Source organism: Nostoc sp. UIC 10607 (assembly GCF_047228265.1).
In the GTDB taxonomy this organism is placed as follows: Bacteria; Cyanobacteriota; Cyanobacteriia; order Cyanobacteriales; family Nostocaceae; genus Nostoc; species Nostoc foliaceum_A.
The window spans coordinates 29866-49480 of sequence record NZ_JBIQNW010000035.1; the positions used below are offsets into that span (position 1 = coordinate 29866).

The window sequence follows — 19615 nt, forward strand, 5'->3', positions numbered from 1 at the left end:
TTTGGTAATTTTGCATTTTTAATTTTTAATTTTGAATTCCCCAAAGGGGCTATTCCCCATTCCCCGTATGCAAGGTTTTCACCCATTTCAGGCGCTTTGGTCTTACCGACATCCGAGCAGTAGTACTGCTCATGACGACTAACCAGTGCAACATGTATAAACTGCCACGCAGCGTTTGCACGATCATCAGAAAATACGTTGAAAGTGGGAATTTCGGTTCTTGACGTATCCGCCTTAGACCTGTATACATGCCGACCATCGACATAGTAACGGACAAGCCTGTGATGGGACTTAACATTGGTGGACGATGACGAGCGATCGCCATTAATAAATCTGGGACTGCTGCTGTTGGCAATATATACATAATCAGCATAAAAATCAGCAAATCCCAGCTTTTCCGAGTTCCCATGCGGTTTTTGAGAATTAAATCCCAATAATCCAAATAGCGCTGATAACCGCCTTCTGCCCAACGGTTGCGCTGATGCCAGAGTGCGATCGCACTTGTCACTCCTTCTTCTTGCACCGCTGGATGGAAAACACACTCAATATCCCATTTATCCAAATGTAAGCGGATTGTCAAATCCAAATCATCCGTAATGGTTTCCTCGTTCCAGCCACCGCAGCTTTCCAAGGCTGAACGCCGGACAAATTGACCATTGCCACGCAGTTCGCCAATGCCACCAAGGGCAGTCCGCTGTTGCTGAAACCAGGTATCAAGGGCCATTTCAGCCATTTGACCCTTAGTCCAAAAGTTTGCTTTAGCGTTGGCGATCGCTTTTCGCACCTGCACCGCCCCCACGTTTTCTCTTTGAAATAAAGGTACTACCTGTTGCAGCAAGTCTGGTGTCACTTGGGCATCAGCATCAAATACTGCTATAATATCGCCCTTTGTTAGCGGCAGTACCTGATTCAACGCCCCCGACTTACCACCAGTAGCTTCTGCTGAACGCCTTAGTACTTTCAGTTGGTCATGTTTCTGTTCGAGTTCTGCTAATAAATGCGGCGTACCATCACTGCTGTGATCGTCAATTATCCAAATTTCGTACTGCCCACCTGGATATTCCAGATTACAAAGATTTTTGACTAATTTAGCAATTACTGCTTCCTCATTTTTCGCAGCCACTAGCACAGATACAAAGGGCAAATCTCCCTGTATTTCTTTTGGATAGCGACGGGATTTAGTAAACACCACCACCAAAGCATGAAATCCTAGAATGGTGGTCAGTCCTAGAATAAAAATGGAAGCCCAAGAAACTAAATGTAGAGCGATCGTGCCACTCCAGACGATAGTCAAGACTAGAGCGGCTTTGCCTCTACGACCTTGAAACCGGGATGGTAGAGACATAGAATCTGTCTCTAACACTGACTCCTCATCTACTGATAGGTCAGACAACAAGGAGTTGAGCGGATCAAGCTCTTGATAAGAATCTTCTTCGGGCCAGGAATTCGCTGGCATAGGTTAGGTTGCTTGATTCAAAAACCACTATTTGTCTACAGTTAGTAATTTTACGGACAAATATCCCTAAGCTACTTTTTCCGATATTAATCGGAATGGGCAAACTGCAATACCCGCTATCCCTAAGCCAAAAGCCGCTGGGACTACCTTTGTTGTCACCGCCACTCTGCGTAATTACCTCGCATTAACCACGTTAGCTACTCTTAAACAGAGGCTTGATTCCTTTAATAGCCACTTGGGCAGGAAGCTTGTAGAGTCGGACTTTCTCTAATGAAAACTCCGGTTTGGGCAAAGAGTAATAGCAAGGTAGCAGCAGCTTGTTGTTGGGAGAAACAGCAATAATAACATCCACAACTTTACAGTGGGGATTTTTTATGTTATTGCTCTCCGTTTCGATAAAAGTTAATGCAGCATTATTCTAACCGAAATTTTAATATTTCTTAGCAGTAACTTCATTTATTGGGCATGGGGCATTGGGAAGAGGCAAAGGGGCTGGGGGCAGAGGAGAGGAATTTTCTCCTACTCCCCACTTCCTACTATGTGCTTTAGACACATCTTTTGGGAATACTACTAACAGCCACTAATATCCCCAGTTGCAAACTAACTTGAGGAATATTGAACAATGTCTATTGACCAACTCCAGCCGGCCACTCAACAACAAGCCAGTGTTTACTTACCTTATGTTCAAGGTACTAAGCGCAATTTCTTACCTTATGCCATCAGTCTCTATCAAAAAGGGGTCTTGGAGGGACACCGGAAAATAGAAGCCAGTGAACATGTCCCCTTTGTCGCCTCCTGGAATGTTGCGACTTTACCCTCAGACTTAACCCGTTGCCGAATCCAGTTTGATGGCAACGCTGACCTGAGTTATGAACTGATGATGGCTAGTTTCGAGTTTATTAATTTTTTAATTGAACTTATGGATAACTATAAACGTCATCGTGCGACTGATTTTTCACAGCCGTTTTACCGCAAACTACTGCGTATAGATGATTGATTAAATTCAGCTGGGCTTTTGCCAGTTCGGCTCGTGTTTAGAAACCTAAACCCCATTCCCGCACTTCGTGCAACAGCACGAAGTGCGGGAATGCTATTTCAAAGTCTCTCAAGAACGAAAGAGGGTTTTTTAGTATACTTTACGGCTTTTCAAACATCCTTTTAAAGCAGATGTCTTTTTTTCTTTTCAAAACCATACCAAAACCAGCTACTAGAAAGGTTCCCAAAACACTAGCGGGTTCTGGAATAGAAGTCTCATCTATAGGTACTTTAATTCTTAAATTCGCCAAGGTAGCATTAGTGATGGTCAAGGTTCTTACACTTGGCAAACCTGGGATATCGGACTGAAAATCAAAGACTGTGGGAGTTAAACTACCATTGCGATCGCTATATCGTACCCCATATCCACTCACTTCAAAAGTGCCTTGATACTGCTTTCCGGTGCCTGGGTCAGTTACAGTACCAGTGTATAAGGCTTTTATGAAATTAAATTCATCTTGAACTACTCCTTGAAATGTGGTTCCTGCCAATTGTCCTTGGTATTTATAGGGTGTCAACTGACCACCAGAGAGAACTGGCGATGTGAGAACACCATCGAAAGAGACAAAGGGAATACCTTTAAAGTCAACAAAGTAATGCAGACTTCCATCAGAGCGTGTTTCTACCTGTAAATAGTCTGACTGGTATACAGGAACATAATTAGGATTATTATTAGTACCTAAGTTCCGGTAATAAGTTCCAGTGTCATCCGTATCAATACGAGTAATACTGTTATTGAAATTGGGATTATTTCTGGGAAGTTCGATAGTTCCTGATAATGTGCCAGTGCTTTGAATTGTGATGAATTGAGCAGCAAAAGCACTCGCTCCGTTTAAAGCGATCGCTACTGCTGCTAAACAAGTGCTGCTAACAATTGCACAGCCTAGCTTAATCCCTGATGAACTCTCTTTTATTAACAATTTGCTCCTTTAATCGCCAATGAGAAAACACACCTAATCTGCCGAGATTCATTTCAAATATTTCTCAGGCACGATTTATTATTCCCAAGTTTGCGATGTAAGTTTCATCGATAGCAAAAAATATTGTCATCGGAAGCGGGAACATTTTGCAGGGTTGTGCTTCTGCCTAAACCAAATTTATCACCAGTTTTTTAAACTAAATTATCTAAGTGGTTCTTAGATTACAACCTCTAATATTTAGTACAACTCAGAATTTCTTCCTTCTCATCTCTACACAAAGAAACAAGGCGATCGCGGAGCGTGTCGAAGATAATCGCTCCTCATATCCCAAAATATAACCAAAAAGCGATCGCGCTCTAAATCTTCGATTTCAGGTAATTTATGAAAGACGTATATGAAAGTAAAAAGTACTTTGCATAAGCAATAGTTAGATCAGGCTCAGTCAACATAGCATGTCTGATACCTCCCTCATCACTTGTATAGACTTCTTGCATAAGTCAGGAAAAGGGAAAGGGGGAAGGGGAAAAGGTTCTGTATTGTCCCCTTCCCCTTTAACCTTTTCCCCCTCTTGCAAAAGTGCTTTTTGCAAGAGGTCTTATGTCCATACAGGTTTAAGAATGAATTTTTTAAAGCGGGATATAACTCGTTAGAAACTTCTAGAACTTTCAGGACTTATCCTAAAGTTGCTTTTGGTTTTACAGTAATAGCTTTTGAACACTTTCAACAGCAGAAATAGATTCTTTTATAGAGTTTATATAGTCAGAATTTTCCTTGTCACTCATTAAAGCAAGGGAGCGCTTCAAATGGCTGGACACAGCAGGAAAATTTTTATCATCTACTGCTTGCTCAAGCATTTCAATTTTTTGCTCATTGGTGATATCTGTAAATACAGCTCCGACAAATTTATAACCCGCCAGCTCTCTTTGTAATATAGAGTTTATATCTTTTACTAGTTTAGGATATCTGAAACAGTTGATTAGAGTTGTCGGGAAATAAGAGAGAATAGACAGCAGTGCTAGGCAAAGGATGATGCTGAATATTGAAGGTGTGCTGAAGCAAGATCGACTGTTGCGGGCATTAACTTGATTGAACCGGAAAGCATTTGATGGTCTAATGCCCAGCTTTAGCAGCATATACTTTGAGACTCAACAGACCAAGCCTCGTCAATGTGCCGTGGGCGGAGGACACAAAGCTAGGTTGCTGACAACTCAAGACAAATTGTTTTTCATCCTGTTTTACAACAAAAGTTACATTTTACTATCCCTGCCTACTCCTCATTCCTCTGCCACCTGTCACCTGTTCCCTATTTCCTTTGATTTTAATTTGCTCTAGACTCGACCTTAACGCACCTTTATCAGATCATGAAGAATGATTAAGAAAAACGAGTATAGACAAACATGATAAAAATGCTAGCTGAAAACTTGATTGGAATTGAGGCAAAATTACAAATTAATTGGGTTTGGCTAAATGCCAGCTTGCAGTTTGCTAGTTGGGCACTCTTCTCACTTTTACTCGCTGAGGTATTGAGAGACAGTTACCATGCTTTGTGTCACCAAGTCAATTGGCTTGCTAAATGGCACAACAAGCACCACATGGCTTATCGCCGCGATTTATCAATAGTTTCCCTGAAAGTTTATCAAGAATCCCAGCTCTATCACGACATTTTAGAGTCGAGTTTATTGCTGGTGGTATTGGTGGTAATTGCCTTAATTGTCCAGCAAATGGGGTTATGGCTAGGAGTAGCTTATGGTTTCACCTTCTTGTATGGCGCGTCTGTGCGATATTTCCAGGGAAAAATTGATACAGACTACAACCACCTACCCGGCCCTTTAGAAACAATTCCATCCATTTGGTGGGTAAATCGGTCTTACCATTGGCGGCATCATTTTGATGATGTCAACGCTTATTACAGTGGTGTCTTTCCCCTAGTGGATAAAATTCTTGGCACAGGACTGTCTCTCAAGGGTAAAACCATCGCTTTAACCGGAGCATCAGGAGCGTTGGGACAAGCGTTGGCGGCTGAACTTGTAAAGAATAATGCTAAAGTTGTGGCATTAACCACTAATCCAGAAAAATTAGTAGAACAAGTTGGGGTGAAGGTGGTTCCCTGGCAGTTGGGTAACGAAGCCGAACTGAGGAATAGTTTAGAGAAAGTAGATATTTTAATTATCAACCACGGGATCAATGTCTATGCCAGTCGCACACCGGAGGCTATCAACTCTTCTTATGAAGTGAATACCTTTTCAGCATTGCGGTTGATGGATATATTTTTGACAACTGTAACAGGCCCACAAGCAAAAGCAACCAAGGAAATCTGGGTAAACACTTCTGAGGCTGAGGTTTCTCCAGCGTTGAGTCCGCTTTATGAACTCAGCAAGCGATCGCTAGGAGAGATTGTTACCCTCAAGCGTTTGAACGGGGATTGCGTAATTCGCAAGTTAATTCTTGGCCCGTTTAAGAGTCAACTTAATCCTTATGGAGTGATGTCTGCACAGCAAGTTGCTCGTGCTATCTTATTTTTTGCGCGGCGAGACTTCCGAAATATTATTGTGGCAATAAATCCTCTCACCTATTTGCTGTTTCCCTTAAAAGAAACTAGTACGTCACTATACTATCGAGTCTTCAGCCGAACAGCGAAAAGTTAATAATTGCCAGATTATAAGCCAGTGACTATTTCAAATAGTTTAGGATCTTAGACTTGAGAACCTACAACTTTCGTAGGGTGCGTTAGCGACAGCGTAACGCACCTACTAAATTACACTTAATTAAGTAACTGCAAATTCAGTGAACTGTCTGATATCGACTGGTTGGAAGGCGAGAACAATTTGATTTTTAGGAATACCAGCGTTAACAAGTTCGTTGGCTATACCGTATTCTGTACCGTCTCTTTGAATCCAGATTTTATCGTTAATGATGTCAATATGGACTAAGCAACCATGCACCCGTTGATTATTTTCCCAGCCTAATGTTAGTAGTAGGTAATGGTTAGCGGTTTGGTCTATAATTAGTTGTCTTTCTAGCTCTCCGTAGGCGTAGGGTAGCTGTGCGTATTCGTTTAATATTTTTTGAATGATTTGGCGATAATTATCTAAGGTATCCATTGCAGTACCACCTCTCGTTTTGAGTCGAAGACAAGTAAACAAAGGCGTTGATTTTCTAATAATATTTTACCAATTGGTTCTTGAAATAGTTCTGAGTAGCTTTCTTGACGAATAGCCAGATACAAGCGACGAACAGGTTCTAAGCGAGTAAGAATATCGTAATATAAGATATACTGCCCTAAAGCATTTTCTAGGTCAGTGACTGGAGAAGCACCTATAAAGCTTTTAATTTCGACTGCTATTTTCTCTCCGCTTTTTTCGGCGGCTATGAGTTTTTCTGCACCTAAGTCTATATATAAATCTCTTGTACCCCATTTGAGAATAAATGGATCTTTGGTGATTTGCCAACTATCTTTTTCTAGGGCATTTCTAACGGCATTATGGTAAATGTCTCTAGCTGGCATAGGGGTAAATTTATATTACAATATGTACTAGCACAGTTTTTGATTTTTGTTTCGTATAAAGGCGCAGAAATTATTGACTTTAATTATATAAAATGCATAAATAACGTAACTCCTAATTACTTATTCTTTGGCAATGAAATTTTATAAGTTGCAAGCAAGGCGAGTCAGCGGCAAAAAACCGCCACAAAATGCCGAATATCCATGTGTTGTACTATTCTATGATAATTGGGATGATTATGGATACAAGACTTATTTTGATATGCATTATTATGATGATAATGCTAATTTGCAATTCAAGAAAAGTATAAAAAACTTGCACATAAGTGAATATGATACTAATATACGTCAAATATTTGATTCATTAGATAAAGATTATGTCTCTCTTGGGCAAGATATGGAATACCGCATCAGGTATTTAATGATATAGCTTCAGCTAAAAGATTAGAAAGAGGAGAACGTTTGAAAAGAATAGCTCCAGAAATCTGTAATTATTATAAAATTTATTGTGATTCTATATCTGACCTTTCAGTAATGTATCCAATAGGTTTTACCGGATTAGAGAAAGAAGATTTAGAAGATTGTTATTTAGGTAAGACAAATCCACTGAATAGACTTTTGGCTGATATTATAGAGTCACAGAATTTGCCTATACGTAGTCAATGTCAGTACTGTGGGATCGGTTCTGCTAATACATTTGACCACTATTTGCCAAGAAGCATTTTTCCCGATTTTGCAGTTTTCTCTTTAAATTTATTGCCTTGCTGCGATACCTGTAATAAGCACAAATCTAACGTATTTATTAATAATTTAGAAGGCAAAAGACAAATAATCAATTTATATTATGATAATTTGATATCTGAGCGTTATTTAAATGTTTCTATTTCTTACAAGGATGATGTCCCAATTGCAGAATATTCTTTAATGCAAACAAGTGGTATTTCTGATAGTCAATTTTGTTTAATCAAATCACATTATACTAAATTAAAATTGCTAGAAAGATTTCGCAAGTATTCACCAGAAGTATTATCAGAAACACAATCTAGTATTAAAACACACATAAAAGCAAAATCCATTGAGCGAGTGAGACAATTTTTATTAGAAGAAGCTGAACGTTTAAGGGATAGATTTTCCAACAATCACTGGAAAGTAGTATTGCATGAAGGAATGGCAAACAGTTCTAAGTTTACTGAAGGTTGTTGTTTAACTCAATAATTAAGTACATGTGATTGGAAGATGAGTAATTGATATTTTACTAATAAAAAAAGGGATAAGCCCAAAAGCCTATCCCTCAAAAAATCAACTAATCAATGTATCAAGTTCCACTTGTCCAAGAATTGATGTACTCAATTTGATCTGCTGTTAGGCTATCAATTGTGATACCAATAGCTTGTAACTTCAATCGAGCAATTTCTTGATCGACTTCAACAGGAATTGAGTGCAAACCAGGGGCTAATTTCCCTTTATTCTTCACCAGGAATTCACAAGCCAAAGCTTGGTTGGCAAAACTCATATCCATTACCGCGCTGGGGTGTCCTTCAGCCGCAGCTAGGTTAATCAAGCGTCCTTGTCCAAGAACGACAACTGATTTACCATTTTTCAACTTATATTCTTCGGTGAAAGGACGAACTTCTTTGATTTCCTTAGCTTGTGCAGCCAAGTATTTCAAATCAAGTTCCAAGTCAAAGTGACCGGAGTTACAAACGATCGCACCGTCTTTCATCACATCGAAGTGTTCACCGCGAACGACGTGCTTGTTACCAGTCACAGTGATAAAAATATCACCTTGGGGTGCAGCTTCTGCCATTGGCAGGACGCGGAAGCCATCCATTACGGCTTCAATTGCCTTGATGGGGTCGATTTCGGTGACGATGACGTTAGCACCCATCCCACGAGCGCGGAGGGCTGTACCTTTACCACACCAGCCATAACCGACGACGACAATGTTTTTACCAGCCAACAAAATATTTGTGGCGCGGATAATGCCATCTAGGGTAGATTGCCCAGTACCATAGCGATTATCAAAGAAGTGCTTGGTGTCAGCATCGTTGACGTTGACTGCGGGGAAGGTGAGAACGCCTTCTCTAAACATGGCGCGTAACCGCACGATGCCGGTGGTGGTTTCTTCGGTGCTACCAATCAAATCAGCGATTTGATGTTGGCGTTGTTGTACCAAAGTTGCAACCACATCGCTACCATCATCAACAATAATGTTGGGGCGATGATCTAAAGCTATTTGGACGTGGCGGTTATAAGTTTCGTTATCTTCGCCTTTTTGAGCAAAGACGGGAATTTCATGGTCGAGGACGAGGCTAGCTGCTACGTCATCTTGAGTTGATAAAGGGTTGCTAGCAATTAAAAGCGCGTCTGCACCACCGGCTTTCAGAGCGATCGCCAAATGTGCTGTTTCTGTTGTAATGTGGGCGCAAGCTACAAGGCGTAAACCAGCGAAAGGCTTTTCAATCGCAAAGCGATCGCGAATTTGCTTCAAAACTGGCATTTCGCGTCCAGCCCATTCAATGCGCTGTCTTCCCAAGGCAGCTAGGCCGAGGTCTTTAACCTCGTGCTTTAATCGGGGAGAAGTTGCGGTCATCAAAAGTTACCTCAAAAAATTAAAAAAGCTACGTAAATTTTACGCACTCTACTAGGTTATTCTACGACTGGCGATTTTTGCTTGTAATTAGCAAAACTACCAGTTAATAGTCCTCAAAACTAGCTTGACGTTTGATCAGTCTAATGTCAACTTCATCCCCAGGTTCTTCCTTTTTGTTTTATCTTTGGTAAGAGTAAGACTTTTCTAAGCCTTACTTGCTGGTTTGAAGTACATTGTCATCTGTCTAAAGATGGAGTACAAACAAAAAAACATCAAAGTTTCATTATCTAAAGGGAAAACCTCAACTTTAGATAGGTACATTTACTCAAAACAATTGCGGAGGATGGTTATAGAAGTAGTCAATAGTCAATTTTTTTCAAGGAGGTGTTTGAGTGCGTTTTCAATTTTTGGCGATCGCTAGTTCAATGGCCATAGCCGTTGTATCTATGCCAAAAGCCACAGCCCAGATTCCTTTTGTACCTCAGCTGCCAACTCCCAGCAGTGTGAGTAATGATGCAAATAATAGAATTGTTTCGGGCTGGATTTATTTAGATGGTCGTCGGTTATTTCAGATAGCGGCATCAAAAACCAACTTTCCTGAGCGTTCAGAAGACATCCAAAAGAAGTTGGAGAAAATTAGCCAAAATTACTTTCAGTCACCAGCAAAAACAGCAATCAACGTAGAAGTTCGCCAGGTCAACGGATTACCAGTCATTTATGTCAACAATCAATATCTGATGACCATCACTTCTGAAGATGCTGGACTGCGACAGGTAGATATATCGACATCGGCAAATCAAATCGCCGAATCGTTACAAGAAGATTTGCAACAAGCAAAGCAAGAAAGACAAACTCAATTTTTAATCGACCAAGCTAAAATTGCTGCGGGTATTGGATTGGTGATGATTCTCATGAGTTTGGGGGTATATAGCTGGCAGCAGCGTTCCAAAAAGGATTTAGTACATCCCATCGCCTCTCAACCCAACACAGACCCCTTCAACTCTCAAATTTCACCAGCAGCAGCAGCTCAACCAATTGCAACACAACTGAATCAACAGCAACACCGACATCTCCAAGAAGTTAAGAGACGATTATTCCAGCTAAGTCAAGCAGGAATTTGGGGAGGTGGAAGCTTCTTTATTTTGGGTCTATTTCCCTACACACGACCATTTCAGGTAATAATTCTCAATGCCGTCCAATTTCCTTTGCGATTAGGTGTTGTGTTCCTGGTAACTTATGTAGCAATCCGTCTCATCTACGCCCTCATTGATCGCTTCACCACCACTCTGATTAGCAGTGGTGCTTTATTGACTCCAGAAAGTTCTGAACGGCTGAGACTGCGAGTTTCCACATTTTCTGGCGTGACTAAAAGTATCGCTACTGGTATTTGCGTAGGAGTAGGCTTCTTGCTAGCGCTGGTGTCATTGGGGATAGATATCGTTCCCTTGCTGGCGGGTGCCAGTTTAGTTGGTGTTGCCGTGTCTCTGGCCTCGCAAAACTTAATTAAAGATGCGATTAACGGTTTCCTGATCATTTTAGAAGACCAGTACGCTTTAGGCGATGTGATTAATGTGGGAGACGTGGGAGGCTTAGTAGAAAATCTGAATCTGCGGATGACCCAACTGCGGGATTCTGAAGGGCGCTTGATCACGATTCCCAATAGTGAAATTAAGGTTGTTGCCAATCTTTCTAGTCGTTGGTCACGAGCCGATTTAACGATCCCGATCGCCTACCAAGCCGATATTGAAAAGGCTTTGAAGTTGATTGAAAGTATTGGCTTTGAGATGGATAAAGATCCGCGATGGGAGCGTCAAATACTGGAAACACCGCAAGTTTTGGGAATAGATCAATTTGGCGATCGCGGTTTGATTATTCGTGTATGGATTAAAACACAGCCCCTCAAGCAATGGGATGTAGCACGGGAGTTTCGCCGCCGTCTGAAAGTTGCCCTAGACCATGCCGGAATTTCTATTTCTGTACCTCAGCAAGCAATTTGGGTCAATGATGATCAGTTGTTAAATTTTCAGAGTAATGGCAAAGCTAATTAGAAACAGGATTTAGGCACTCAAAACCTGAAACCTCGTTCGCGTAGTGTGCGCGAAGCACACTCCCCCCCCTAACTAAAAAGCTCTACAAGAACGCGAACTGAAGAATGAGAAGCACCCATTATCAGCAAGGCCTTAAGGAGTGAAAATGTGATGTTCATAACATTCTCTAACTCTGATACGATTTTCTGTAATTTCCTGCTTGCTAAAAAAATTAGTCGAATAGAAATTAAATACTTAGATAGATAAGGAAAAGTGAAATGGGACTGAGTGAGGGACTTTTGAACCCGACCAAAAAGGCTATGGTCATAAATGACTGTTGCAACATGATAGAAGGACAGCTTGCATCGAAATCAGGTATGAGCGGCATTGCTTTGAAAACTGCCTTCGCCGCCCTAAAGGGGGTCAAACCAGGGTATATCCCCTATGTCGTTGAACAGATCCTACCGCAGTGCTTTACAGCACTTGATCCTATCTGGAGTGAAGGCATACAGAAAGGCGATCCAATTGAATACCTGAATGCGAATCGCTCTCATACGGCAGACGCGCTATTGGGTGTCACCGATGCTAGAGTTAAGAACGCCAAGCGCCAAATCGTGCGAGGAACCTATGAAAAACTTCGTGGTTCAGCCAAAAAGCACGTAGAAGAAGCAGTGCCCGACTTAGCCAAAGTAATTGATAATTACACTAAGTCCTGAGCCAGAAGGGAAGAATCACAAAAACGTATGCCACCCTTCGATACATCGGTGGCTGGCATACGGGGCAGATATTAAATTTGTAGCGCCAAGGCGTTTGGCGAGGGTCTTGGAAATGCCATATCTGCTAAATTTCCTGATATTTTCCAAGTCAGCTTGAAACAGCAAATAATCAGAAACTATCTGAATTATTGTTTGAATAAACTTTCAACTTATGAAAAAAGTTACCGTTTATCGATACCGCACTTATGGACTAATTGGGTTAATATCCTTAACCGCCGTAGTAAGTACAAATACATCTGCCCTGACACAGTTAGCAGGCGATTCGCCAATTCAGCAAACTCCTATTCCTGCTTCTAACTTAATCTGGCCGACTCAAGGGTTTATTTCTCAGGGCTTCCGCAAATATCAACATGAAGGAATTGATATTGCAGGGGCATCTGGAACTCCTATTGTTGCTGCGGCATCTGGTACAGTCATCAAAGCAGCTTGGGATGATTGGGGATTAGGCAATGCTATAACTATTAAACATTTTGACGGCAGCATCACTGTTTATGGTCACAATCGCCGTTTGTTGATGAGCAAGGGTCAACAGGTCATTCAAGGTCAAATTATCGCTGAGATGGGATCTACAGGCAATAGTACAGCGCCTCATCTGCATTTTGAAGTTCATCCAAATGGTCGAATAGCAGTTGATCCCCTTCGTCTGTTGACATCCTTAACTGCAAAAGTTCAGCAAGCGGATAACCCGAACCGTCCAGTCTGGACACCCCCGGTAGCAAAGCAAGTTTCACCTTCACAGCCAATTCCAATAGGTTTTGCCCCTGTTAACACTGATACTAAATGCAATGGAGTTACCATAATTGAGGGTGAGACTGCAAACATTCATGTAAAAGTCTGTGAAGAAAATGGCCAGTTATTTTATATTGGACAGTTGAAGCAAGTCCCAAGTAAGCCTATAAAAATAGCAGCTTTAAATATTGGTAAAGGTAGATATAGAGCAGATAATGGTAGTTTTTATTATTTAATCAGCCCTGAAAAAGTAGAAGTTTGGCGAAATGGCACACAGATACGTTCTGACAGATTTGATACTTTGGTTTGAAAACGAGGAACGCAAAGTTTTGTAATAATTTTACCTTATGTTATTTTTCTCAAGAAATTTTCCCAAAAATGGATCATAAAGTACGGTTTTTTAGACAATAATCAGATTTGCAGGTATCCATCAGGGAGTGATCGCAAAACTTTTCGGTCTACTGACTTTAATAAAATCGCCATAAAGTCCCCAATTACACCAGCATTCAACAGTCAGGAGTCAAAAAAGCTTTTTGATTATTTCATTATTATTGGCAAAGCACAGTGTTATGGAAACTTAACCAATCTGAAAAGCAGTGACAGCTAGATTCACTACTGAGATAGATTTTTTAACTCACAAGAATAGGTATGACTAAAGTAAAGTCAACGTAGTTCAAGAAAACCCTCTCTTAGAACATAAATAGATAAGTTAACAAGCCTCGCTTGATTTTTGTGCTTTTTGAAATTAAAAATTGGTACTATGACTTCTATAAAACGTTCTAATTTTAACAAAAGTGCTAGTCTTAATCTGCGTTTACCATCAAAAAAGGCAGGTAAAAGCATAGCTAATAAAAGAGCACCATCCCCAAAGATATTCTATAGCATTGTCCATACAATTCCTGGGCGCATTCGTTTTCGTATTCCTCTGCTAGCCAGAGATCCTGAGTATGCTAATAAACTCAAGTTAGTAATAGAATCCGCTCCTAGAGTTACAAATGTTCGTACTAACCCAAAAGCGGCATCCATAGTCATCAATTATCAAGTAGGTGTAATTTCAGATAATCAAATGCGTGAGCGTCTGGTCAATCTGATTCAAACTGCCCAAGATGAGGTTATGCCAAAAGAGGTAACGTCAAAATCAATCGTGGGGACTATCTTTGACTCTCTAATTAACCTAATTGATAGTACACGCAAAATTAACCAAGCACGTAATATTATTGTGTATCGAAGGTTTAGGAAAGATGTTTGGGAACGAATACTTTCTGCATCAACAAGCATAATTAAGAAACTAAAATCTGCCGCCATGTTTATCTTGCCTAACAAGCGATGGCGATTACGCGGCAATAGCGAGGTCAACTCCCAGCCTTTAAAATACAATCTGTTAGTGAGCCTTAGCTCGTATAGTTGCTAATACAGTAAGCATTAAAATTATTCCTAGTTAAGAGTAAGTAGCCCTGAAATAACTGGGATTTCGCAGAATTCATGAAAATCTCTCTTCCCTAGTCTTTAGTCTAAGCATTTTATTATCAATTAAATAAAAATGGGTACTCCTCAATCTCATAAAGTGATTAATAAAGATTATTGGGTTCAAGCAATACATACTGCCGTTAAAGGAAGAGCCAGATATAAGGTCAATGGGCTTTACCATTCGGAAGCTCTCAAAAGATATCTCGAATCAAGATTATTAGAGAAGGAAATAATCTTGCAAGCTCGTGCTAATACTTACACAGGGAATATCTTGGTTATTTTCCATCCAGATAAAAGTTTAAACGCGAACCCCTTTGGCGAAGGGTGTCCGATAGGACAAGGCGGGTCTTCTCTTGTCTACGGGAGGCTGCGCCAACGAGACGCTACGCAAACCACTATCGCACTGCTCATCCAAGAAATTGTCTTAGATTATAGGAAAAAAGGGAGTAAATTAGCTGCTTCTTCCATACCCAGCCAATTAGTCAAGGTTCCAAAAGCATCTGCCGCAGTCATTGGAGACAGTAAGTTGCATTCCTTTGATGTTAAAGAAAATATTGTTTCAGTTGGGGGTAATAACCGAAACATATTTGATTCAGGCATATTATTTCAACAAATATCCATGCAGCAGCAATTAAACCAAACTGGCAGTCAATTTATTCCGGTATTCGGGACTGTTTGCGCCCTTGTATGCGGCACTGGACTGTTGTACGCATATAATTTTGACGAAGCCATTTTGCTTTTGATCCAGAAACTGCATACACCACTGCTCGATCGCATTATGCTTAGTATCACTTTTCTGGGCGATCCACTAGTAATGCTGTTATCTTCTTTAGGGTTGGCAATTAGTCCTTTATATTATAACCGTCACCGGGATGCAACGATCTTGGGCATGGCTGGAGTCGGTGCAATCTTGCTAAATTGTTTAATGAAAATATTATTTGGTAGAACGCGTCCAGCATTGTGGAAGCATATTATTAATGTGGGTCAACACAGTTTTCCCAGCGGTCATGCAATGGTCTCAATAGTTATTTACGGTTTTACGGGCTATATTCTGGCAAAGCAGTTTCCTCAATGGCGCTTTTGGATTTATGGTTTGACTTTTGCCTTAATTGCTGCGATTGGTTTCAGTCGGCTTTATCTTGGAGTCCATTGGCTAACTGATGTGACAGCTGGCTATGCCGCAGGTTTAGTGTGGTTGATTGCCTGTATCCTTAACTTGGAATCGCAGCAAAAATATCACTTGTCACTGGAAGCAGGCTGATTTGTCAGCAATTATCCTTATTAGATTTAAACATTCTCATCCAGGATTGTTCCTTCTATATTGGCTCCCTCCAAATTTGCTCCACTCAAATTTGTCTGCTTCAAATCTGCTTGGGTAAGATTTGCCTGGGACAAGTCGGCTACAGTTAAGTCTGCACCACTCAAATCGGCTCCATCTAAATTCGCCGCTATCAAACTTGCTTCCTGCAAATCGGCTTCACTCAAGTTGGTTTCAATCAACTTAGCAACCGTTAAATCAGCTTGACTCAAATTTGCTCCATCCAAAGTTGCTCCATCCAAGATAGCTCCATCCAAGATAGCTCCGCTTAAGTTGCTACCACTGAGGTCAGCATTGCTCAAATTTGCTCCATTTAAGTCTGCCTCAATCAAACTGGCTTGAACTAAATTAGCGTGACTCAGATTAGCTCCATCTAAAATTGCTCTATCCAAAATTACGCCGCTGAGATTGGCTTCTCTTAAGTTTGCCTCGCTCAAGTTGACACCACTAAAGTCTCTGACACCTGCGGCATAGTTTTTCAGGAGTTGATCTGCTTTCATAATCTGTCGCTGTGCTAAAGAACATTTAATTGAGGCTATCCAGGTTAACCAGAGACCGCAAATCCTCAGCACGCGCCACAGAGGATTGGTGTGGTGAATTAAGCCAGAGTGAATCCTGAATCACCTTTGTCTAGATTAGCCATCCTCAACCGCTGGCGCTAGTATCTAGAGATGTGAGTTACTTTCATCCTTGGGATAGATGATCGGGGACTTAAAAACTTAAGTATTAGTAAAAAGCGATCGCTATACTCAATTCTGGTGCTCATCTAGCAGAGGTTATGGCAAAACCAATTCGTATTCTTTTGCAGACTACAATTCGGCCCAAATCCAGACAAGGGGATTTTGCCCCTTGTTAAAGGTAGGCAAACTTCCGCCACAGTGTATTACAAACCTAAGCTAACCCGATATATCGGGTATAGCGGCCAGTAGTTCACGTTTCCCCACCAACAACTACATCTCGAATTCGGAGACTAGGGCCACCACAACCCACTGACAAACCGTTTTGCCCTCCCTTACCACAACCGCCAGATTCATCCCAGTAAAAATCATTACCAATTCCCTCAATATCCGCTAATGTTTGAAATACATTGCCCGAAAGCGTTACATCTCTCACAGGTTCCGCAATTTTGCCGTTTCTAATCATCCACGCTTCCCCTGCACTGAAGGTGAACATTTCCCCATTCGTCATCCCACCTAACCAATTACGGGCATACACTCCTTCTTTGATATCGGTGAATAAGTCTTTGACTGGCGTTTTACCCCGTTCAATCCAGGTATTTGTCATTCGGACAATGGGAGTAAAGTGATAGCTGAGACAGCGGGCGTTACCTGTAGGTGCTTCCTCCAATTTGCCCGCGGTTTCACGAGAATGTAAACGTCCAACTAAAACTCCATCTTTAATTAGTTGAGTAGTAGTAGCAGGCGTGCCTTCATCGTCGTAAAAATAGCTACCGCGATGTCCTTCTGGAGCCGCACCATCAAAAATTTGGAGTTCTTCTGGGCCAAACCGCCGCCCGATGGTCATAACTTCCAGCAGATCGGGGTTTTCGTAAGCCATATCAGCCTCAGAAAGATGTCCGAAGGCTTCGTGGACAAATAAACCCGTAAGAATTGGGTCAATGACAACGGTGTAGGTATTGCCTTTGACTGATGGCAAAGATAAAGCTGCGATCGCTCTTTGAGCAGCACTTTTTACCTGTTCATCCAAACCAGTCAAATCTTCGTAAGCTTTGCGAGAGCCAGTAGTTTCCCGTCCAGTTTGTACGGTTTCGCCATTTCTGGCGGTGGCGGCAAAGCGCATTTCCATATCCACCCAAGATTGCTCGATCAAAGTGCCTTCTGAGGTAGCTATGATCACTTTTTGGGCGCTGTCTCCATAGCGCACCGAGGTAGTGGTAATCCGGCGATCAACGCTTTTGAGCAATTCAGTATAGCGATCGCATAATTGCTTTTTCTTCGATAGTGGGATTTTTCGGGGATCGGTGCCTTTTAGGGGTAGGATGCATACTGCTTGCACCGGGTCAATGGGTGCAAGTAAAGTTTCTTCATCACCAACCATCCGCGCAGCAGCGATCGCTTCTTCTATCCGCTCCTTAATTGTCGCCAGCTCGTTAAAGCAGCTCAACCCCCATCCACCTTTATAACAAGCGCGAATATGTCCACCAATGGAGATGCCTTCACTGAGGGTTTCTACCTTGTCGCCACGCAACAAGATATCAGTCCCTTCTGCTTCTTCAAGGCGAATCATCAGATAATCTACACGCTGTGAGTAGCGGGCAATCAGGTCAGAAAGTAAATTTTGTGCGTCAGCAAGTGTAGTCGGCATTTCCAAGTAGTAACAATGACGAACTGCATTTATTTTGCAATTATTTGGGGAATATCTGCTAATAAATATTAGAGTTGCCTATAAATCTATGACCTAGAGGTTGTTTGAGGAGTCCACAAGCGATCGCTCACTCTGAGTACTTCCTTTTTTACGATGGGTAAGAACTGAATGATGTGCTAAGGTAATTAAGTGAGAATAAAATTCGGTTACAGTGTTTGTTTTTAGTATTGACAGGCTTTTCCCTTTTGGTCTTAACAAGCTTGTCTCCGAAATCTAAATCTCTACACACCTATGATTTTGGAGATAACGCATGTCAATTTATGTAGGTAATCTATCCTACGAGGTCACACAAGAAGACCTCACCTCTGTTTTTGCGGAACATGGTTCTGTAAAACGTGTTCAGTTACCTACTGACCGTGAAACAGGACGTCCACGCGGCTTTGCTTTCGTAGAGATGGGCACAGAAGCTGAAGAAACAGCTGCCATTGAAGCTCTTGATGGTGCTGAGTGGATGGGACGCGATCTCAAAGTTAATAAAGCTAAACCTAAGGAAGATAGAGGCGGTTCCTTTGGTGGCGACCGTCGCGGTGGCGGCGGCGGCGGATACTCTCGCGGACGCTACTAAGCTTTAAGATCAAAAATTAAGTTTTAACGTCTAAAGGGCAGAATCATTATCTGCCCTTTTTGCGCTCCGGTCTACTGGATAGCTTAAAATTGCCCAGTACCAATTAAGTAGGAGATGAAAATGACCCAAGTATTTGTGGGTGAAAATGAAGGAATTGAGTCAGCCTTACGTCGATTTAAAAGGGAAGTTTCCAAAGCAGGTATTTTTCCAGACATGAGAAAGCATCGTCACTTTGAAACACCTTTGGAAAAACACAAGCGCAAAGAAGTTGCAAGGCACAAGCAACGTAAGAGAAATTTCCGTCGCAATTGAGAACAAGCGATACGTAAGGTAAGCGGAGTTTACTTATCCTCTCATTAGATTCTTAGCTGTCGAAGAGGCGATCGCTGTACACCTGCATGTAAATCTAAAGGGTAGGTTTTGGTAAAGCCATTACTGATTATGGGATGAGCCATGTAAATAACGGTGTGTCCCACAACTGACAAAGAACTTTTTATAGTTACTTCCGGGATGGCGATCGCTACGCTGATTTTACTAAAATTTGGCTGAAAAATTTATTTTTGGGATTCTCTTAATAGTCAACAAGACTTTTGAAGGGTCTGTCTTGGAAAGTTGTGGCACGATGAGCAGATAATGCCCAACCTGTAATCCTTCTCGTGACGGAAAAGGAGAGGAAGTAGCATGAAAACCCCCACTTGGGTAAACTGCTGAGATGAAGATTGTGCATACATCTCATTCCCAGCAGCGATTACAGCCTATTGAGTAGTTCCTTGACCTAGAGGGGTTTGAGCAGGAATGCTGTTGCCCCTGCCTCTAAACTCCACTAGCGATTTTCCTCGAAT

18 protein-coding genes are annotated in these 19615 nt (G+C 41.5%); 10 read left to right on the plus strand and 8 right to left on the minus strand.

From position 1 onward, the window contains the following. Nucleotides 1-49: 49 nt before the first annotated feature. Nucleotides 50-1456: a glycosyltransferase gene (locus ACEYW6_RS23990; RefSeq protein ID WP_412981728.1), complete on the minus strand. Its 1407-nt coding sequence runs from the start codon at nucleotides 1454-1456 to the stop codon at nucleotides 50-52. Between the two features lie 622 nt (nucleotides 1457-2078). Here ACEYW6_RS23990 and ebsA point away from each other — a divergent pair. Further along, nucleotides 2079-2453, plus strand: coding sequence for a type IV pilus biogenesis protein EbsA (gene ebsA, locus ACEYW6_RS23995; protein WP_190893651.1), 375 nt, complete (start codon nucleotides 2079-2081; stop codon nucleotides 2451-2453). 139 nt (nucleotides 2454-2592) lie between these two features. On the opposite strand, the gene ACEYW6_RS24000 is transcribed toward ebsA, so the two are convergent. Together ACEYW6_RS24000 and ACEYW6_RS24005 are read right to left on the minus strand one after the other, a co-directional pair. Next, nucleotides 2593-3411, minus strand: a complete 819-nt coding sequence (locus ACEYW6_RS24000; protein ID WP_412981729.1) for a PEP-CTERM sorting domain-containing protein — start codon at nucleotides 3409-3411, stop codon at nucleotides 2593-2595. 695 nt (nucleotides 3412-4106) lie between these two features. Further along, nucleotides 4107-4544: a hypothetical protein gene (locus ACEYW6_RS24005; RefSeq protein WP_412981730.1), complete on the minus strand. Its 438-nt coding sequence runs from the start codon at nucleotides 4542-4544 to the stop codon at nucleotides 4107-4109. Between the two features lie 264 nt (nucleotides 4545-4808). Here ACEYW6_RS24005 and ACEYW6_RS24010 point away from each other — a divergent pair, with 264 nt between their 5' ends. Continuing rightward, nucleotides 4809-6056: a bifunctional sterol desaturase/short chain dehydrogenase gene (locus ACEYW6_RS24010; protein ID WP_412981731.1), complete on the plus strand. Its 1248-nt coding sequence runs from the start codon at nucleotides 4809-4811 to the stop codon at nucleotides 6054-6056. A 120-nt stretch (nucleotides 6057-6176) separates the two neighbouring features. On the opposite strand, the gene ACEYW6_RS24015 is transcribed toward ACEYW6_RS24010, so the two are convergent. Both ACEYW6_RS24015 and ACEYW6_RS24020 read right to left on the minus strand, forming a co-directional pair. Next, nucleotides 6177-6512, minus strand: coding sequence for a XisI protein (locus ACEYW6_RS24015; RefSeq protein WP_412981732.1), 336 nt, complete (start codon nucleotides 6510-6512; stop codon nucleotides 6177-6179). After that, a complete protein-coding gene (locus ACEYW6_RS24020; protein ID WP_412981733.1) occupies nucleotides 6500-6916 on the minus strand; it encodes an element excision factor XisH family protein in 417 nt (138 codons plus the stop codon). The genes ACEYW6_RS24015 and ACEYW6_RS24020 overlap by 13 nt, the downstream gene beginning before the upstream one ends. Before the next feature lie 459 nt (nucleotides 6917-7375). Between ACEYW6_RS24020 and ACEYW6_RS24025 the strand changes: the two genes are divergently transcribed. Further along, nucleotides 7376-8128 (plus strand): HNH endonuclease, encoded by a 753-nt coding sequence (locus tag ACEYW6_RS24025; RefSeq protein ID WP_412981734.1) that lies wholly within the window; start codon nucleotides 7376-7378, stop codon nucleotides 8126-8128. A 100-nt stretch (nucleotides 8129-8228) separates the two neighbouring features. On the opposite strand, the gene ahcY is transcribed toward ACEYW6_RS24025, so the two are convergent. Then, the gene (ahcY, locus tag ACEYW6_RS24030) at nucleotides 8229-9506 is read right to left on the minus strand and encodes an adenosylhomocysteinase (RefSeq protein WP_179071452.1); all 1278 of its coding nucleotides are present in this window, start codon (nucleotides 9504-9506) and stop codon (nucleotides 8229-8231) included. A gap of 392 nt (nucleotides 9507-9898) precedes the next feature. Between ahcY and ACEYW6_RS24035 the strand changes: the two genes are divergently transcribed. From ACEYW6_RS24035 to ACEYW6_RS24055, 5 genes are all read left to right on the plus strand, one after another. Further along, nucleotides 9899-11554 carry a mechanosensitive ion channel family protein gene (locus ACEYW6_RS24035; protein ID WP_412981735.1) on the plus strand — a complete coding sequence of 552 codons (1656 nt, stop codon included), beginning with the start codon at nucleotides 9899-9901 and terminating at the stop codon, nucleotides 11552-11554. Between the two features lie 257 nt (nucleotides 11555-11811). Continuing rightward, nucleotides 11812-12249, plus strand: a complete 438-nt coding sequence (locus ACEYW6_RS24040; protein ID WP_190901688.1) for a DUF6918 family protein — start codon at nucleotides 11812-11814, stop codon at nucleotides 12247-12249. A gap of 211 nt (nucleotides 12250-12460) precedes the next feature. After that, entirely contained in the window at nucleotides 12461-13348 is an 888-nt protein-coding gene (locus tag ACEYW6_RS24045) for a M23 family metallopeptidase (protein WP_412981736.1), read from the plus strand. Between the two features lie 450 nt (nucleotides 13349-13798). Beyond that, nucleotides 13799-14449, plus strand: coding sequence for an HMA2 domain-containing protein (locus ACEYW6_RS24050; RefSeq protein ID WP_412981737.1), 651 nt, complete (start codon nucleotides 13799-13801; stop codon nucleotides 14447-14449). Nucleotides 14450-14578: 129 nt separating this feature from the next. After that, complete coding sequence (locus ACEYW6_RS24055; protein ID WP_412981738.1) at nucleotides 14579-15766, plus strand: phosphatase PAP2 family protein; 1188 nt, start codon at nucleotides 14579-14581, stop codon at nucleotides 15764-15766. Between the two features lie 26 nt (nucleotides 15767-15792). Here ACEYW6_RS24055 and ACEYW6_RS24060 read toward each other — a convergent pair whose 3' ends face one another. Both ACEYW6_RS24060 and ACEYW6_RS24065 read right to left on the minus strand, forming a co-directional pair. Further along, nucleotides 15793-16323 (minus strand): pentapeptide repeat-containing protein, encoded by a 531-nt coding sequence (locus ACEYW6_RS24060; RefSeq protein WP_412981739.1) that lies wholly within the window; start codon nucleotides 16321-16323, stop codon nucleotides 15793-15795. A 430-nt stretch (nucleotides 16324-16753) separates the two neighbouring features. Beyond that, entirely contained in the window at nucleotides 16754-18148 is a 1395-nt protein-coding gene (locus tag ACEYW6_RS24065) for a TldD/PmbA family protein (protein ID WP_412981740.1), read from the minus strand. Between the two features lie 310 nt (nucleotides 18149-18458). Here ACEYW6_RS24065 and ACEYW6_RS24070 point away from each other — a divergent pair, with 310 nt between their 5' ends. Beyond that, nucleotides 18459-18773 carry an RNA recognition motif domain-containing protein gene (locus ACEYW6_RS24070; protein WP_190730472.1) on the plus strand — a complete coding sequence of 105 codons (315 nt, stop codon included), beginning with the start codon at nucleotides 18459-18461 and terminating at the stop codon, nucleotides 18771-18773. A 120-nt stretch (nucleotides 18774-18893) separates the two neighbouring features. Further along, on the plus strand, nucleotides 18894-19085 hold the full coding sequence (gene rpsU, locus ACEYW6_RS24075) for a 30S ribosomal protein S21 (protein WP_094333031.1): 192 nt from the start codon (nucleotides 18894-18896) through the stop codon (nucleotides 19083-19085). Nucleotides 19086-19615 lie beyond the last annotated feature (530 nt).

Coding starts and splice junctions, on each gene's coding strand:
- ACEYW6_RS23990 (WP_412981728.1), bottom strand. CDS start 1,456: ATGCCAGCGAATTCCTGGCCCGAAGAAGATTCTTATCAAGAGCTTGAT.
- ebsA (WP_190893651.1), top strand. CDS start 2,079: ATGTCTATTGACCAACTCCAGCCGGCCACTCAACAACAAGCCAGTGTT.
- ACEYW6_RS24005 (WP_412981730.1), bottom strand. CDS start 4,544: ATGCTGCTAAAGCTGGGCATTAGACCATCAAATGCTTTCCGGTTCAAT.
- ACEYW6_RS24010 (WP_412981731.1), top strand. CDS start 4,809: ATGATAAAAATGCTAGCTGAAAACTTGATTGGAATTGAGGCAAAATTA.
- ACEYW6_RS24015 (WP_412981732.1), bottom strand. CDS start 6,512: ATGGATACCTTAGATAATTATCGCCAAATCATTCAAAAAATATTAAAC.
- ACEYW6_RS24020 (WP_412981733.1), bottom strand. CDS start 6,916: ATGCCAGCTAGAGACATTTACCATAATGCCGTTAGAAATGCCCTAGAA.
- ahcY (WP_179071452.1), bottom strand. CDS start 9,506: ATGACCGCAACTTCTCCCCGATTAAAGCACGAGGTTAAAGACCTCGGC.
- ACEYW6_RS24040 (WP_190901688.1), top strand. CDS start 11,812: ATGGGACTGAGTGAGGGACTTTTGAACCCGACCAAAAAGGCTATGGTC.
- ACEYW6_RS24045 (WP_412981736.1), top strand. CDS start 12,461: ATGAAAAAAGTTACCGTTTATCGATACCGCACTTATGGACTAATTGGG.
- ACEYW6_RS24050 (WP_412981737.1), top strand. CDS start 13,799: ATGACTTCTATAAAACGTTCTAATTTTAACAAAAGTGCTAGTCTTAAT.
- ACEYW6_RS24055 (WP_412981738.1), top strand. CDS start 14,579: ATGGGTACTCCTCAATCTCATAAAGTGATTAATAAAGATTATTGGGTT.
- ACEYW6_RS24060 (WP_412981739.1), bottom strand. CDS start 16,323: ATGAAAGCAGATCAACTCCTGAAAAACTATGCCGCAGGTGTCAGAGAC.
- ACEYW6_RS24065 (WP_412981740.1), bottom strand. CDS start 18,148: ATGCCGACTACACTTGCTGACGCACAAAATTTACTTTCTGACCTGATT.
- ACEYW6_RS24070 (WP_190730472.1), top strand. CDS start 18,459: ATGTCAATTTATGTAGGTAATCTATCCTACGAGGTCACACAAGAAGAC.
- rpsU (WP_094333031.1), top strand. CDS start 18,894: ATGACCCAAGTATTTGTGGGTGAAAATGAAGGAATTGAGTCAGCCTTA.